Annotated in this window: 14 protein-coding genes; 4 read left to right on the top strand and 10 right to left on the bottom strand. The window is 43.5% G+C overall.

Annotated features, from left to right (window positions below):
* Window positions 1–25: 25 nt before the first annotated feature.
* The 7 genes from N693_RS0113335 to N693_RS0113300 form a co-directional block, all read right to left on the bottom strand.
* Entirely contained in the window at window positions 26–1,153 is a 1,128-nt protein-coding gene (locus N693_RS0113335) for a CamS family sex pheromone protein (RefSeq protein ID WP_025785331.1), read from the bottom strand.
* Between the two features lie 8 nt (window positions 1,154–1,161).
* On the bottom strand, window positions 1,162–3,177 hold the full coding sequence (gene ligA / locus N693_RS19305) for an NAD-dependent DNA ligase LigA (RefSeq protein WP_037593336.1): 2,016 nt from the start codon (window positions 3,175–3,177) through the stop codon (window positions 1,162–1,164).
* 15 nt (window positions 3,178–3,192) lie between these two features.
* The gene (gene pcrA, locus N693_RS0113320) at window positions 3,193–5,418 is read right to left on the bottom strand and encodes a DNA helicase PcrA (RefSeq protein WP_025785330.1); all 2,226 of its coding nucleotides are present in this window, start codon (window positions 5,416–5,418) and stop codon (window positions 3,193–3,195) included.
* Window positions 5,419–5,467: 49 nt separating this feature from the next.
* Window positions 5,468–6,166: a heptaprenylglyceryl phosphate synthase gene (locus N693_RS0113315; protein ID WP_025785329.1), complete on the bottom strand. Its 699-nt coding sequence runs from the start codon at window positions 6,164–6,166 to the stop codon at window positions 5,468–5,470.
* Window positions 6,167–6,291: 125 nt separating this feature from the next.
* On the bottom strand, window positions 6,292–6,606 hold the full coding sequence (locus tag N693_RS0113310) for a YerC/YecD family TrpR-related protein (protein ID WP_025785328.1): 315 nt from the start codon (window positions 6,604–6,606) through the stop codon (window positions 6,292–6,294).
* 18 nt (window positions 6,607–6,624) lie between these two features.
* Entirely contained in the window at window positions 6,625–7,650 is a 1,026-nt protein-coding gene (locus N693_RS0113305) for a DUF3048 domain-containing protein (RefSeq protein WP_025785327.1), read from the bottom strand.
* Between the two features lie 10 nt (window positions 7,651–7,660).
* Window positions 7,661–9,379 (bottom strand): adenine deaminase C-terminal domain-containing protein, encoded by a 1,719-nt coding sequence (locus tag N693_RS0113300; RefSeq protein ID WP_025785326.1) that lies wholly within the window; start codon window positions 9,377–9,379, stop codon window positions 7,661–7,663.
* Between the two features lie 137 nt (window positions 9,380–9,516).
* Between N693_RS0113300 and N693_RS0113295 the strand changes: the two genes are divergently transcribed.
* The 4 genes from N693_RS0113295 (at window position 9,517) to N693_RS0113280 (ending at window position 14,106) form a co-directional block, all read left to right on the top strand.
* Complete coding sequence (locus tag N693_RS0113295) at window positions 9,517–10,209, top strand: class I SAM-dependent methyltransferase (RefSeq protein ID WP_025785325.1); 693 nt, start codon at window positions 9,517–9,519, stop codon at window positions 10,207–10,209.
* A gap of 329 nt (window positions 10,210–10,538) precedes the next feature.
* The gene (locus tag N693_RS0113290; protein ID WP_025785324.1) at window positions 10,539–11,900 is read left to right on the top strand and encodes a spore germination protein; all 1,362 of its coding nucleotides are present in this window, start codon (window positions 10,539–10,541) and stop codon (window positions 11,898–11,900) included.
* Window positions 11,897–12,991: a GerAB/ArcD/ProY family transporter gene (locus N693_RS0113285; protein ID WP_025785323.1), complete on the top strand. Its 1,095-nt coding sequence runs from the start codon at window positions 11,897–11,899 to the stop codon at window positions 12,989–12,991. Before N693_RS0113290 ends, N693_RS0113285 begins: the two co-directional genes overlap by 4 nt.
* A complete protein-coding gene (locus tag N693_RS0113280; protein WP_025785322.1) occupies window positions 12,988–14,106 on the top strand; it encodes a Ger(x)C family spore germination protein in 1,119 nt (372 codons plus the stop codon). The genes N693_RS0113285 and N693_RS0113280 overlap by 4 nt, the downstream gene beginning before the upstream one ends.
* Before the next feature lie 52 nt (window positions 14,107–14,158).
* On the opposite strand, the gene purB is transcribed toward N693_RS0113280, so the two are convergent.
* Genes purB through N693_RS0113265 form a run of 3 tightly spaced genes read right to left on the bottom strand, consistent with a single transcriptional unit; the run spans window position 14,159 to window position 16,215 of the window.
* On the bottom strand, window positions 14,159–15,454 hold the full coding sequence (gene purB / locus N693_RS0113275; protein WP_025785321.1) for an adenylosuccinate lyase: 1,296 nt from the start codon (window positions 15,452–15,454) through the stop codon (window positions 14,159–14,161).
* 33 nt (window positions 15,455–15,487) lie between these two features.
* Window positions 15,488–15,682, bottom strand: a complete 195-nt coding sequence (locus N693_RS0113270) for an NETI motif-containing protein (protein ID WP_025785320.1) — start codon at window positions 15,680–15,682, stop codon at window positions 15,488–15,490.
* Complete coding sequence (locus tag N693_RS0113265) at window positions 15,679–16,215, bottom strand: DUF2179 domain-containing protein (RefSeq protein WP_025785319.1); 537 nt, start codon at window positions 16,213–16,215, stop codon at window positions 15,679–15,681. Before N693_RS0113265 ends, N693_RS0113270 begins: the two co-directional genes overlap by 4 nt.
* Between the last annotated feature and the right edge of the window lie 488 nt (window positions 16,216–16,703).

Raw genomic sequence — 16,703 nt, 5'->3', positions numbered from 1 at the left:
GACAGATGATGAAAAGTTCCTATCCTTAATATGAGTAGATGTGTACAGTTGGTTCCTTTTCACCCGGCTTTTTCATAATTAATGACTCAGGGCCGTTATTGGATGTAATGCTCACTTCAACTTCGATATCAGGATAGTATTTCAGCACTAATGACGTCATATATTGCGTCAACGCAACGACTTCGTTTTTCCCATAGAACTGGATTGGAACCTTGATTTTAAGCGATTTTAGATTGTTGTCGCTGTAAAACGCTGTACCAACGATACTTACGAATCCAGGGAAATAATCATTCACGTCCTGCTTCAAACTTTCAAACGTCAGATTTTCTTCACGATAATTATCATCCTTCGATGAAGCGGGAAGTAGGACGAATTTCTCGTTAACTTCTTTCCAACCCGATGGTGCATCTTTGCCTTTATCAACAACTGTGGTCGCGAAGTACGTCCCGGGAACAATTGAACTGCGAGGTTCCTGTTTGAATAGACCGATTGTAATCGGTACATCACCGACGCCTTCGATTTTGCGCATTCGTTTAACGATTGTTTCTGCCATTTTCATCCCTTGCTCCTGAATCGTTTTGTCAGGGATTTTCGCTTCAGTCGCATCACGCTGGTAGAACACAGAGTTCATGGCAAGTCCGATTGAAATGCCTGCTAACCCCACTTTTTTATCGTCCGTTTTGACGTAGTAGTTTTGTTCAACGATATGTGCCAAATAGATAGGCGCCTTCTCGCTAATATCTTGAGGAGACATTTTGTCGTTGATAGGTGGGTTCAAGCCTTCATCAAACTTCGAACTTCTCGATAGCCAACGGATTGCTGTTTTCTCATCGATGAATTGTCCTTCTTGGAAAAAGTGATCTTTTGGATCGAACTTTTTCGCCGATAATCGAAGGAGCCCCTCCTCAACCTCGCCAATATCATACTTACTATATACTTGGTTAACAATTAATCCGCGACTTGCACTCTTTTTAAAAGGCAGTAACGTTCGGTAGTATTGCTCATTCAGCTGTACTTCAGGAATGAGGACTGTCTCTTGTTCGATGTCTTCGTTTTCTTGAATAACTTCATCTTTTTCCGGTCCGATTGACGGGATACACCCGCCAAGGAACAAGACAGAAGCGATTACCGGTATTGTGAATAACCTTTTCATCTAATTGTTTACTCCTTTACTTCCAGCACTTCAATGAGCTTCGCTTCGTCCCATACGTCAATGCCGAGCTCTTCCGCTTTCGCAAGCTTAGATCCTGCGTCTTCTCCTGCAATCACGAGGTCAGTCTTTTTGCTGACACTCCCGCTCACTTCACCGCCAAGTGCTTCAATCTTCTCTTTCGCTTCGCCTCGTGTCAAAATCGATAGTTTTCCTGTTAAGACGACCTTTTTACCAACGAATGGACCCTCATCAGGGATTTCTTGCTGCGTGCGTCCTTTGTATTGCATGTTGACGCCGTAGTCTTTCAATTTTTGAATGACTTCGAGAACATCCTCATTGGAAAAGTACGTTTCAATCGCATCGGTCACTTTTTCTCCGATTTCATGGATTGCAAGCAACTGTTCTTGTTCTGCAGCCATCAGTACATCCAATGAGCCGAATTCACGCGAAAGTAAAGTCGCTGCTTTTTCCCCAACATGTCGAATGCCAAAACCAAATAGAAGTTTTTCTAATGAATTCTCTTTTGAAGCAGCAATCGCCGATACGAGATTGGATGCGGATTTCTCACCCATTCTCTCAAGCTCAAGCAACTGTTCTTCTGTTAATCCGTACAAATCCGAAAAGTCTTTGACGAGCTCCACTGTATACAACTGATCGACAACGCGTTCGCCAATGCCTTCTATGTTCATCGCATTACGCGAGACAAAGTGAATAAGCGCTTCTTTCAACTGAGCAGTACATTGAGGATTCACGCAGCGTAACGCAACTTCCCCTTCAATGCGTACGAGTTCCGAATCACAAACCGGACAGTTTTCAGGCATGTCAAACGGCTCTTCACTGCCCGTCCGCCTCTCAACAAGTGGCCCAATGACTTCCGGAATGATATCGCCTGCTTTTCGAATCGTTACGTAATCTCCAATTCGGATATCTTTTTCATGGATCAAGTCTTCGTTATGAAGCGACGCACGTCCGACTGTCGTACCTGCAACACGAACCGGTTCCAAAATCGCAGTCGGTGTAACTGTTCCTGTTCGACCGACACTCAGTTCGATGTCGAGCAGTTTGGTCACAACTTCTTCTGCGGGAAATTTGTAAGCAGTTGCCCAACGGGGACTCTTCGCTGTATATCCTAGCTGTTCCTGGTCTTCAAAACTGTCGACTTTAATGACAATGCCGTCAATTTCATAATCGAGGTTGGAGCGTTTGTCTCCCCAGCTGTTGACGTATTCGATGACTTCTTCAATCGACTTGCATCGCTTGCGTTCATGGTTCGTTACAAGGTCCAGTTTGTCGAGATAGTCGAGTGCCTCTGAGTGTGTTGCCTGACCATACGCTTCACCGTCTCCACCAATTCCGTATAAGAAGACTGCAAGGTTTCTGCTGCCAGCAATCTTCGGATCGAGTTGACGCAACGAACCAGCAGCCGCATTTCGCGGATTTGCAAATGGTTCATCGCCTGCTTCGTCACGGGCTTCGTTAAGTCGTACAAAAGACTTTTTCGGCATGTAGGCTTCGCCGCGCACTTCGATTTTGATTGGCTCACTCAGTTTTAGTGGGATGGATCGAATTGTTTTCAAGTTCGCCGTGATGTCTTCTCCGACAGATCCGTCACCACGAGTAGATCCTTGAACAAATCGACCGTTTTCATATTTCAATGAGACAGCAAGTCCATCTATTTTCAATTCACAAATATAAGACACCTTATCGCCGACCGCATCTCGGACACGGCGGTCAAATTCGCGAATGTCTTCTTCGTTAAACACATTAGACAAACTAAGCATCGGATAGTCGTGTTCGACTTTTGTAAAGCCTTCTAGCACACTCCCGCCTACTCGCTGGGTAGGAGAATCCGGGTAGATCAAATCAGGATTCTCTGCCTCAATCGTAAGCAGTTCCTGCATCAGTTTGTCGTACTCCGCATCAGAAGCAACCGGTTTGTCGAGCACATAATACGCTCGTCCATACTCGGTGAGCAACTTATTCAATTCCAACACGCGCTGTTCGAGCTCGTTGCGATCGTTCACATTGCGTTCCTCCTCTTACACTTTTTCAATCGGTGCAAATTTCGCAAGCAATCGTTTAATGCCGACTTCCGGGAAGGCGATGTCGAGTTCAACGTCATCCGCTGAACCTTTGACACTGACGACAGTACCTGTACCCCATTTTTTGTGAGCGGCCTTGTCACCTGCTGACCATCCTAGCTTTTCCCCACCCGTCGTTTCGTAGACAGGCTTTTTCACAGCAGGGCGCTTTGGTTCGTCAAAGCGAGATCCGCCGACAGAGAAACCGCCAGAAGCGTTCTCTAATTCGATCACTTCATCAGAGATTTCGCTGATAAAACGAGATGGATTGTTGTAACTGAATTTACCGTACAGCATTCTGCTCGAGGCTGAAGACATGAATAATTTTTGTTCTGCACGCGTAATTGCTACGTACGCAAGACGTCGTTCTTCTTCCATTTCCTCGTCATTTCCAATCGAACGGGCATGCGGGAAAATATTTTCTTCCATACCAATTACAAATACGACTGGGAACTCAAGACCTTTTGCAGAGTGCGTTGTCATTAAGACGATTTTTTCTGTCGATTGGTTCTCTTCTTTGTCAAGAGAGTCGATATCTGCAATGAGTGCCAGATCCGTCAAGAATGCTACGAGTGATTTGTCGCCTTCGTCATCTTCTGCACGTTTTTCAAATGCTTCTGTAACGGATAAAAACTCGTCGATGTTCTCGAGACGGCTTTCCGATTCAATCGTTTTTTCGCGTTCAAGCATCGCGCGGTATCCGGTTTTGTCCAACACTTGCTCGGTCAGCTCTTTGACAGACAAAAATTCTTGCATCTGCGTGAAGTTTTGAATCAGGTCGCGAAACTTTGCCGACTCCACTGCTGCTTTTTTCGTCAGACCCATGAAGTCCAATTCTTGCATTGCATCGAAAATGGATCGGTCGTTTTCAATGGCGAATGTCGCCATACGTTCAAACGAGGTCGCGCCTATACTGCGTTTCGGTTCGTTAATGATTCGTGCAAGTGCGAGGTCATCGTCGTTATTAGCGATGAGTCGCAAGTATGCGAGTAGGTCTTTGATTTCTTTCCGATCATAGAACTTCGTACCACCGACAATCGTATATTCCAAATTCGATTTTACTAAGTATTCCTCGATCATCCGGGATTGAGCATTCGTCCGGTACAGGACCGCGAACTGATCGAGTGAATAGCCCTGTTCTTGCTGCAATTCAATGATTTTGCGGACAACGTATTGAGACTCATCTTTCTCGTCGGTCGCTTTATAAACTGTTATGGAATCGCCTTCGTCGTTTTCCGTTCGTAGTCGTTTATCGTAACGGCTTTCATTGTTTTTAATGACGTCATTTGCTGCTTGTAAAATGTTCTGGGTTGAGCGATAGTTCTGTTCTAGTAAAATGACTTCAGCATCTTTATAATCTTTTTCAAACGACAAAATGTTGCCGATATCGGCGCCACGCCATTTGTAGATCGACTGATCGGAATCACCCACAACACAAATATTGCGGAATTTCTCCGCCAACATTTGAACGAGTCGATATTGCGCGTGGTTGGTATCCTGATACTCATCAACATGGATGTACTGGAACTTGTCTTGGTAGAACTCGAGCACATCTGGAACTTGCTCGAATAATCTCAATGTCAGCATGATCAGATCGTCGAAATCGAGAGACTGATTTTTACGCAGTTTTTTCGTATAGCCATCGAAAACGTCTGCGATAACCCGGTCGTATGGATTCGATTCGTTCACACCTGCCCGATATTCTTTTGCATCGATGCACTCGTTTTTCGCAGAACTGATAATGTTAAGTAACGTCCGTGGATCATACTGCTTTGGGTCTAAGTTTTGTTCTTTCAGGACTGATTTAATGGCAGATAACTGATCTGAGGAGTCCAAAATGGAGAAGGTTTTGGAAAAGCCGATACGGTCGATGTTGCGGCGCAAAATCCTCACGCACATCGAGTGGAATGTGGATACCCACATCCGATCCCCTGATCCTTCGCCGAGTAATCCATCGATTCGGTTCCGCATTTCGCGAGATGCTTTGTTTGTAAAGGTAATCGCAAGAATTTTAGATGGATAAACATTTTTTTCAATGACCAGATAGGCAATCCGGTGTGTCAGTACGCGTGTTTTACCGGATCCTGCGCCCGCCATGATGAGCAAAGGACCTTCTGTTTTCTTCACGGCTTGCGCCTGTTCAGGGTTCATACCCGTCAGTAAGTCTTGTGCGAGTTCTTTCATAATCTATAACCGCCTTTTAGGAACGTTTGTTCTTTAAGTATACACGAAATCACTTCGGACTGGTAACTCCTTTTACCGCATCCACTGTTGCAAGTGCTTTCTTCAAATCATCATAGATGACGTTGCCAATCACGACTGTGTGGGCAATTGCTGCCATTTCAGCTGCTTGTTCTGCAGTGCGGATCCCACCGCCATAGACAAGTCGGGTTTCATCCAACACAGATGCAGCGGCACTGACGATTTTCGGATCCCCGTACGTTCCGCTATATTCCAAGTAAAAAATCGGTAACTTGAATAAATGCTCCGCCATCCGTGCGTAACCGACGACATCGTCTTGTGTAGGTATTTCGGTTGCACCGGTCAATTGGGCTGCTTTACAATCTGGGTTCATAATACAGTAGCCTTCTGTTGCAACCTCTTCCCATTTCATCATATGACCGAATTCCTTCAATGCTTCGAGATGGATGCCGTTCATCCACTTCACGTCTTTCGCATTCAATACAGTCGGGATGAAGTAATAGTCAAAACCGAATGTAACAGCATCTACGTCAGAAACTTCGAGTGCAAGGGGAACTGCGTATCGACGTAATCTTGAAAGTAAATCGAGTACGCCTTCAAGTGTAATATTGTCGGTTCCCCCGATGATCAATCCATCGGTTCCAGATTCTGCGAGTTGCTCAAGTGCCTCGTCTGAAATTTCTTTTGCGGGATCTAATTTAAAGGCATGACGCCAAGTTCGAACATCCATTTTCAGTCACCTGCTTTTTCGTAATTACGTTCCTTACAGTATAGCAAAAAATACGCTCTGGTTCTCGTTGACACTCGTACAAATGAAAAAACCGGACAGCCTGTAGCTGTTACCGGTTTATAAAGCTAGTTCTCTTCAGATGGCGACTCTTGTTTTTCGTTCAAACGATCGACAATCAAGTTGTACCCGCCTGTTCCGTAATCGACACATCGACGAATTCTGGAGATGGTTGCGGTACTCGCACCTGTTTCACTTTGAATTTTGTCATACGTATGCTTCTTTTTCAGCATGACTGCCACGTCAAGACGTTGTGCAAGGGATTGAACTTCTCCAATTGTGCACAGATCATCGAAGAACGCGTAGCATTCATCCAAATCCTTTAACTCTAATATTGCGCGAAACAACTGATCGGTTTGTTCGCCTTTTATTTTTTCTAGCATAAGAAACTACCTCCGTCCTTAAGGGGTATAGGTTGTCGTGTTGCCAATCGCTTGTTCATGAACGATATGGAACCACGTCTGACCTGGTACTAATTTTGCAGGTACCCCGTTCTGTACAGGTGTAATCACGCCATCGATCTGTTTCCATTCGAGTGTAAGCGCGACGCCATTCTGAAACAAAATAGCAGGTCCGCCTTTTGTTAAATCCAACGATTGTCTTCCTTCTGCGTCAATGGTTGTATAAGGGGCTTCCATGACGACGATATTCGCAGGAGTTACCTTTTTGTCGTCGGCTTTGTCTGTCGTAATGATTCCATTGACTGAACGCTCATACGTTTTAGCTTCTGGGTCAAATGTATACGTGCTTGTGAAATTTGGGTCTGGGTGACCGACAACAATTGTCGATGCAATCTCTCCTAGTTTAGCACTATCAGCGTCCGGATGGAACGAAAGCGTTGGTACTTCCCGTATTTCAGAGTCGATCGATAAATCCTCCATGGCTTGTTCGATATGCTCTTTTGAAATGTATGAGTTATGTGGCGCTTTACGCTCTTGGGAGCGGACGAAATAAGATCCGTCATACTGCATGCCATTGATGTTATCTACAACTCCCGCAGTCAATAACGCGTGTGCATCAGGACTGTATCCATGTGCGATATAGAAAGCATCCAATCCATCTGCAATTTCGATGAAATAATCACGTGCGCTTCGAATCGGTCCGATTTCCTCAGGAAGTTGGCTTTGATAGAGAGCAAGCAGCCGGGTGATATTCCCTTCTGCAAACACTTCATAAACGACGTCCGCCTGACTTAACCCGGATTGTGGACGAGCAAGCGGGTGATTATTGATAGTTGCAAGAATTGGCCGTAGATCTGCAGATTCCACTGCCATTCCTGTAAACGGAGCGGTTGGTTGTGCAACGGTCTCAACTGATTCTCCCGCTTCGACTTCTGTTTGTGGCAACTCTTCTTTATCCTTTGAACAGCCAACGAGTAAAACCTGTCCAACGAGTAATGCCGTAAAAAGTACTTTCGTTACATTCATAGTGGCTCTCCTATCGTTCTGTCATGGGTATTAAAACCTTATTTCTCATTACATCTACAACACCTAGTTGAGTCACACGGACATACGGCAAATGGGTGGACTGTAGGAAAAGTAAACTGTAAACAGCGTCCCCTTTTTCGTACCCTCTGTCTCGTAATTCTTGCTTGAATACACGTTCTTGTTCGCGCAAAGTTTCGATAGGTTGATCGGACAGACTGCCGCCTATTGATAGTGGCAATTCGCATAGAATCCCATCATTTTCAGCGAGGACAATTCCTCCGCCTAGTTTTTTCAGATGACCGAACGCTCGAAGCATTTCGTTCTTGTCTTTCCCGATTAAAATAATGTCTCCCGTGTTGGAATAGGAAGATGCGAGAGCTTGCACAGAGCGTGCGAATCCTTTAATGACCGTATTCACCCGCCACTTTCCATCTCTGTCAATGAGCGCAAGGAACGACTCATCATGATCTCCTGCCAATTGCTCAGCGGACAAATCGACAGTTGTCTCATAGGGCTTCGTGATGACATCATTTAGCATATCGATGCCGATTGGTTCCGTTGCCATTAAATCTTCTAACGTGAGATCGAAATCGGGTGCGAATTCCGGGAATACTGACCAATCTGCTTTGTTGAATTCGATACACGCTTGTCCATCACGCTTCAACCAAATTCCTTTAGATAACACGTCTGTCGGGTTCGGTTCGCGAATGTCCGATAAAAAGTTCAATGTTGCAAAACGTCCCGGTGCTATTACACTATGTAATTCGTCGATATCATAGTACCTTGAGATGTTATAGGAAGCCATTTGGTACGCATCAATTGGATCGACACCGACTTCTAATGCGATTCGGATGCATTTATCCATCACACCATCCTCGTGGAACAGCGGTGGAGATCCGTCTGTTGTCATCATCAGATGGTCGAATACATTGAGCCCTTTTTCGAGAATGCCTTCGAGCAACGGTCTCAAGTCCGGGCGAATAGACGATTCTCGGAGTGTCACGGCATAGCCTTGCAACAACCGCGCTTCCGCTTCATCCGCCGTCATAGATTCATGGTCCCCATTCACGCCAAGCAGCCGCATGCGGGCAAGTGTGCGTTCAGATGCGCCTGGAAAATGTCCTTCGACTTTTTTACCGAGCTGCTTCGCTTTTTGGAGCGAGGCTGTCATGACAGGATCGCCTTTTAATAACCTCGGCCACCCTGTTAGCTCGCCCCCCATAAGCACGTCGTCACGCTTCAGCCATTCCGCGACTTTTTCTGGGGCAAAGACTTCAGCTTCGTTCCGCAAATTCGTTTGCGAATCCATGCGTGCCCACCAGTAGAAGGAAAACGGCAACTGTTTCAATTGGTCGAGTAACGTGAAGGCTTGCTGTTGGTTGATCGACATGAGTAGCATTAAGTTGTCCGATAAAAACGTTGTCGTCCCGTGTTGCGCAGCAAATTGAGCGAACGTTTCCGGGTTATATAATTGAAAGGGGTGTACATGCGGTTCTATGTATCCAGGGACAATCCATTTGCCTGTCGCATCGATCAGTTCAGCGCCTTCAGTCATTACTGGCATACGCTCACCTGTATAGAGAATGCGACCTTGTTTGATCCAAATCGTACCTGTTTTCCACTGTTTTAAAACAGAATGTAAGTACGTGGCGTTCGTGATGATTAAATCCGGTGCTTCTTTTCCGTCAATGACGGCAAGTTGCGAAGCGATTTCTTCCGCGTTCCACATTGAGATCGTCTCCTTTATCATCTTTTGCTACATTTATCCTACCATAGCTTGGAAAGTGTGAATAGATAGTGAATGAAGGAACTGGCTATGTCCGTAGCGAAAATTTAGTGGAGAGAACTTTTAGGAGTGTGATTTCATTGACAGAACGTCTAACATTCGATGTAGATACAGCAACAGAATACGATAGAGGAATCCGCAGAACACTGCCGACCTATGATGGGCTCGTCCGGCTTTCGAATACAGCTCTTCGAAGACGTGCAGGAGAGAATTCCGAAGTTTTGGTCATTGGTGCAGGTGGTGGCAATGAATTGCTGGAGTTTGCGGAGCACAATCCGACTTGGGCGTTTACTGCGGTGGATCCTTCTGAACCTATGCTGAAAGAAGCACGCGTAAAAGTGGAAGGACGATTTGGAACGGAGCGTGTGGACTATGTCGTAGGGAGTGCGGGGGATTTGCCTGCAGAAAACTCATTTGACGCAGCGTCGTGTTTGCTTGTGTTGCATTTTATTGATGGCGTCGAGGAGAAAGTGACGTTACTTCGGGAGATTCGGTTGAGACTGAAGCCCGGGGCACCATTTGTAATTGCGTCTATGGCAGGTAATCGGAATGATCCGTCATTCGATGAATTATTTGGGCTATGGCGACAAAGCTGGATTGACCGATCTTCGTTGTCCGAAGCGCAAGTGTTGGAGATGGAGAAGACGGTACGTGCCTTGTCGTTTATTACTGGTGATGAGATAGAAGGGCTGTTGCGGGAAGCTGGCTTTGGCCACATCACTCAATTTTTCCAGACAACATTTTTTAGCGGGTGGATGTGTGTGGCGGATTGAGCTGGGGACTGATTTGGAACTTGAGAGTACTTTCCCGCTTTTATGATCACTTTTCATGGGTTATGAGCACTTCCCTGCTTTTATGAGCACTTTTCATGGGTTATGAGCTCTTTCCTCTTTTTATGATCACTTTCCATGGGTTATGAGCACTTTCCTGCTTTTATGAGCACTTTTCATGGGTTATGAGCACTTCGAACACTTTGATGCCATGAATTGCCTTGTTTTAGCGCCTCTAACGTTCACATCTCAATCATTCATCGCGAATAAAATTCTCCTTTTTCGGTTAGGCTAAGCACACTATATGCGTGACCAAAAAGGAGTGGATTGGGATGACAGAAAGCAAGAAGCCGGAGATGCCGCCGTTCATGAAATTAATATCTGAAGCACTACCATCCTCTTTTGATGTCTTGCACGTTCCCCTTACACTCGATGACGCTCACGTCCATCTCCTCTATATGAAGACTGTTGTGGACGGCTTAACCATGCAACAATCTATCATTAAACCCTTTTATGAGTTGGACGATGAACAAAAATACGGTGCTTACATACAAGGTCTCCCCAATAGATTGGATCCTCCTCAACCGGATGAAATACTTATCATGCTCACTTCAGGATTTGTACTCGTTTATGCGGATTCCACCTACAGTATTCTCGAAATAAGAAAGTTAGGAAATACATTACAAGGACCTACAATTGCTGAAACAACCATTCACGGTCCCCAACTCTCACTCAGTGAAGATTTAGAAACGAATGTTAGCATCGTCAGGCAACATTACCATCAGCCTAATCTATATGTTGAAACCCAACAATTAAATGATAAAAGCAATATGTCAATCGCCCTTCTTTATGATGAAAAAGAGGTGAACGTGGATGTATTACGTAGAGTTAAAGAAAAACTGGATGGTTTGGACGAACCTCTCATTCAATCTGCAGGTGAACTTGCCGTTCGACTAACTAGCAGACGCTTCACCCTATTTCCAACATCAATTATTACGGAACGTCCAGATCGAATCGTCTATAACTTAACAGGCGGGAAGATCATATTACTCGTTGACAACTCTCCTTATGCGATTGTATTACCTGTAATCTTCTTCGACTTCATGGTTTCGATGGAAGAAAACTATCATACTTATTTGATTTCCCTTTACAACACCTTACTCGGTTGGTTTGGACTACTCAATTGTTTACTACTGCCTAGTATGTATGTAGCGTTTACCGCTTATTCTCCGGAAGTTTTACGTACAGAACTTACCTTGACCATGGCAGGAAGTAGAATCGGTGTTCCTTATCCTTCCTTCATGGAAGTCATCATCATGCTGTTCTTTGTAGAACTACTTACAGAGGCCAGTGTGCGGCTTCCTAGATCCATAAACGCTGCCGCTACGACAGTAGGTGGCTTGATTTTAGGAACTGCTGCAACGGAAGCCTCGCTCGCCTCCAATGTTCTCATCATGATCATTGCGATCGTTGCGATTTCTACATTTGTTATTCCTATGAACGAACTTGGATTCGCAGTAAGAATTGGACGCTTGTTCCTGATCCTACTTACAACACTATTTGGTTTAGTTGGACTTATATCTGGGTCGCTTTTACTCATTATCCACCTTACAAACCAAGACAGCTTTGGCGAGCCCTATTTAAGAATCGGATGGCGAAGTAAGCGGAGTGAAAAGATGGTGAATAGCGAGTGAGTCGTTTTTTATATTATTTAATCTTCACAAGTATGATGGCAATTATTACGACACCAGTTCCACGTATTTTGCTAGTACAATCTGCTGACGGCGCTATCGGCTCTATGTTGATAGGGACTGCAGCTGGAATGCTGTTTATGTACATCACTGTAAAGTTTTTCATTCAATTTCCAGGAAGGGACCTGATTGAGCTATTGCAGGCGTATACCGCTTCATGGGTTCGCATTCCAGTGACGATTTACTTCGCATTCATTTGGTTTGTTGCAGGAGCTATCACTCTCGTCATGACCGTATTTTTACTTATTACGTTCCTAACTCCTGAAATGTCTATCTATACAATTACCTTATCCATATTAGTTACTGTATTCTTTGGTGTGTTACTCAAATCTAAAAGCGTTTTATTTACCTTAGAAATCGTTTTTATTCTTATGGTTCCAATAGGGGTTATCATGTTTTTTAAGCTCTATTCCAGCAGTGAGTTGGACTGGGACCAAGTCAGTTTATCAATCATGCACATTAACCAAATGCCAAAATACAGCTCTTTGGTTGCAACTTTCTTCACGTTTTTGGGGTGTAGCAATCTCATCATCTTTAACCGATACTTTAAAGAGAAACAGAAAATCTCAATCCTCTCCCTAGTAGCTATTGGTATATTTGGAGTGCTCATGTTGGTTACTTCTTATTTCATTCCTATTGGTCTTTCAGGTTTCGACCAAATTGATCAATTCATCTTTCCATGGACTTCTTCTGCAGATGCCGTACGTATGAAATTCGGAATTGTAGAACGTGTCGTCTTCATTTTCATGTTTCTTTTCGTGACAATAGCTTTTGTCAGCATAATTATTCATTGGCACGTTTCTTACAAATTAATTTTAAGTATATACCGATTGAAATCATTGCAAGTCAAGCAACAGAATTTAACACCTTTTTTAGTTGTACTTGTTTTCTCAATAATTGGCTTATGGGTAACTGTACAACTCACACAATATGAGCTCTACCAGTACACAAAATATTACTATTACTCACTCCCAATATTTGTAGCCGTTTTCTTTTTTACCATGCTGGCTATTAAGAGAGGTGCCTCTCAATGAGTTCAAAATGGCTCAAAATTATTATTCTTTCCATTCTTTTAATCGCTCTCACTTCATCGATTTCTGGATGCGCATACAAAGGAGTGGATAAGCGTTCATTCGTACTTGGCATTGGGGTCGATCCCCCAAAAGATCCTGGCAATAAGTTTAGAGTTACTCTAAAAATTGCGAAACCGATTCCCTCTTTAAAATCCTCTACAGAAAATGAATATGCTTATTTAGTGCATGAGAGTGAGTCCGTTGCCGAAACCATTCGTTTTCTGGAAACACAAGACGATAAAGTAATGGATTTCAGTCAAACAAAAATCCTTGCGTTAAATGAAGACTTGCTGCACGGAGACTTATTTTCTTTAATGGATTACTTCGTTCGAAGAGGCGACCTTCAACTCGTTCTCTATGTGCTAGTGGCAAAACCAAGCGCGGAAGATGTGTTAAGAGTGCAGCCACCACTTGAATCAGCTGGAGAAAATACGCTTTATAACTACTTTGACAGAACAGGGACTGAGAGCCCATTTGTAACGACGACTTTTTTGTTTGAATTCCGTCGTGACTACGATACAAAAGGACAGAGTTCCGTACTTCCAATTGTTGAAGCAAATGAAGAAGGTACTCAGTTCACGGTGAACCACTCCATTGTCTTAAAGAACAGCGTAGAACCAGTCGTATTAACACCGACAGACACGAAATTATACAATTCTCTCATGAGAGAAGCTGCAGGTTATGGATACAAAATTGATAATGATGGCTATAAATTTACGCTTGCTATGGATCGCGTGAAGATGAAATATAAAATTGATGTGAAGAACGGTGAGAAACCTCGAGCTATAATTTCTATTAAAGCCGTAGGGGTTATTAGCGAATCCAACAAGTTATTAAAACTTAAAGAGCTTGATCATTACAGCAAATTGTCCGGTGAACAGTTTAGTGAACAAGTGAAGGATTTATTTATTCATCTCCAGGAGAAGAATGTAGATCCCTTTGGATTTGGTTTAAAATACCGAGCTACACGTCTAAACACTAAAGATACGTTAGACAATTGGAAAGCAATTTACCCCGAGCTTGAATTTGATGTCAAAGTGGACATGCAGCTAAAATCAGTAGGTGCAATGGAATAAAAAAGGTTCCGGCATATGTATGCTGGAACCTTTTTCATTGTTCAAATCTCTATTATGCTAATCCGATTCTCTTAAAGATCAAGTCAATCTTCTGTAGATGATAGTTGTAGTCAAAACACTCATCAATTTCTTCATCACTTAAATGATTCGTAATTGTTGAGTTGCCTTTGACTAACTCTTTAAACGAACATTGCTCGTCCCAAGACTGTGCCGTCAAAGGTTGCACCGTATCGTATGCCGTTTCACGAGACATCCCTTTATCGATCAAAGACAACAACACGCGTTGGGAGTAAATCAAGCCATGTGTACGGTCCATGTTACGCTTCATGTTTTCAGGATAAACCGTCAAGTTCTTCATGATGTTTCCAAAACGATTCAACATGTAATTCAGCGCGATTGTCGCATCCGGTAAGATCACTCGTTCTGCGGATGAATGTGAAATATCCCGCTCATGCCATAACGGTACATTTTCATAAGCGGTCATCATATATCCTCGAATGAGACGTGATAGCCCCGCCATATTTTCAGATCCAATTGGATTGCGTTTGTGAGGCATTGCCGAAGAACCTTTTTGTCCTTTTGCAAAGAACTCTTCGACTTCACGAGTTTCAGATTTCTGAAGTCCGCGTACTTCAACAGCAAACTTTTCAATCGATGTTGCAATTAATGCCAATGTTGAAAGATATTGTGCATGACGATCACGCTGTAGCGTTTGTGTAGAAACAGGTGCTGGAGTCAGACCTAACTTTTCACATACATACTGTTCTACAAACGGATCGACGTTCGCATAGGTACCCACTGCACCAGAAATTTTACCCGCCTGTACAGATGCTGCCGCCGCGTCAAATCGCTCCAGGTTACGCTTCATCTCTTCGTGCCATAATGCAAGTTTCAGTCCGAATGTTGTCGGCTCTGCATGCACACCATGTGTACGTCCCATCATTACAGTGTATTTGTGAGCTTTCGCCTTTTCAGCAAGAATATCGATGAATCTCACGATATCAGCACGTAAAATTTGGTTGGCTTGAAGCAATAAATAGGAAAGCGCAGTATCCACAACATCGGTTGAAGTAAGTCCATAATGGACCCATTTGCGTTCGTCTCCAAGCGTTTCAGAAACCGCACGTGTGAAGGCTACAACATCATGGCGCGTTTCTTTTTCAATTTCAAGGATTCGTTCCACAGAAAAGCCAGCGTTCTTTCGGATTTTCTCCACATCTTCTTTAGGAACATCTCCAAGCTCTGCCCACGCTTCACTCGCTAAAATCTCAACTTCCAACCATGCATTGTATTTATTTTCATCTGTCCAAATAGCTCCCATTTCAGGGCGTGTATACCGTTCAATCATCGTCTAGTTCCCCCTTGGATCCCTCAACTCAAATCATTCACTATCGGCCAGAACACCTTTCAACTGGATCATCTGGCGAATCGGCACATACTTGCCATCACGTTCTTCAAATAACGGTTCTTCCTTACGTCCAGCAGGTACATAACCTGCTGCTTTCATACGGTCTATACAATCTGAGATTGTCTCATGCTCTTCAACTTGAAACCATACTGTTTTTCGTTGGCTCATTTAAATAACTTCCCTCTTTTAACAGACTTGACCCAGAATCCTCCCCGAATTGTTTTCGGTTCATAGGATATGATAAAGGCTTTCGGATCAAGTTCAGCAATCGTAGTATAAAGTTTGAGCTCATATTTACGTGGGGTCAATATCTGCATGGCAGAACGATTCCCCCCTAATCCATGTGCTGCCCAATCTGTTACACCATACCCTTTAGAGCGTAATATCGATGCCAGCTCTTTATTAAGCTCATCTGTAATAACATTAACGGTGATATAGCCAAGTGCCATTTTCTCTTCAATTTTTGTTCCCACCACTACACCCGAACCAAAACCGAGTGCGTAGGCAACTAAGTTTTGAATTTGATCTAGACTGTCTAATACAAGCCCAAGTCCCACTACGTAAACTACCACTTCAATCATACTAACGAGGGCTGCAAAATAGCGATATCCTTTTAATGTTAAAATCATTCGCATGGTAGAAAAAGTTACATAAACAATATTTATCACAAAGATAATCAAAACCATTATCCAAGGATTCATGTGGCACCCCTCCATTCTACATGTTACATGGTACAGGGGAAACGTTGTGATTACAAGTGAATTCCATGCAATCGGATGTTTAACCGAATGCTGGGTATGTTAGTTAAGTTGTGTTCATATATTTAAATGCTTGAAGTAAAATTACTGTGACCTGAAAAAGATCTTGATGAATGCTCATAAACTCCGGATGGTGATTATAAACTCTGGATTACGCTCATAATCTCCGGATTTTGATCATAAACACTGCATTCCGCTCATAACTCTGAAATTGTGATCATAAACACTGCATTCCGCTCCTAATCTCCGAATTGTGATCATAAACACTGCATTCCGCTCATAAACTCGGAATTGTGATCATAAACACTGCATTCCGCTCATAAACTCCGAATTGCGATCATAAACACTGCATTCCGCTCATAATCTCCGGATTTTGATCATAAACACTGCATTCCGCTCATAAACTCCGGATTGTGATCATAAACACTGCA

It is taken from the genome of Sporosarcina sp. D27 (genome assembly GCF_000586555.1).
GTDB lineage: Bacteria > Bacillota > Bacilli > Bacillales_A > Planococcaceae > Sporosarcina.
The sequence above is the reverse complement of the archived record's forward strand: the minus strand, read 5'-3'. Positions and strand labels throughout refer to the sequence as shown.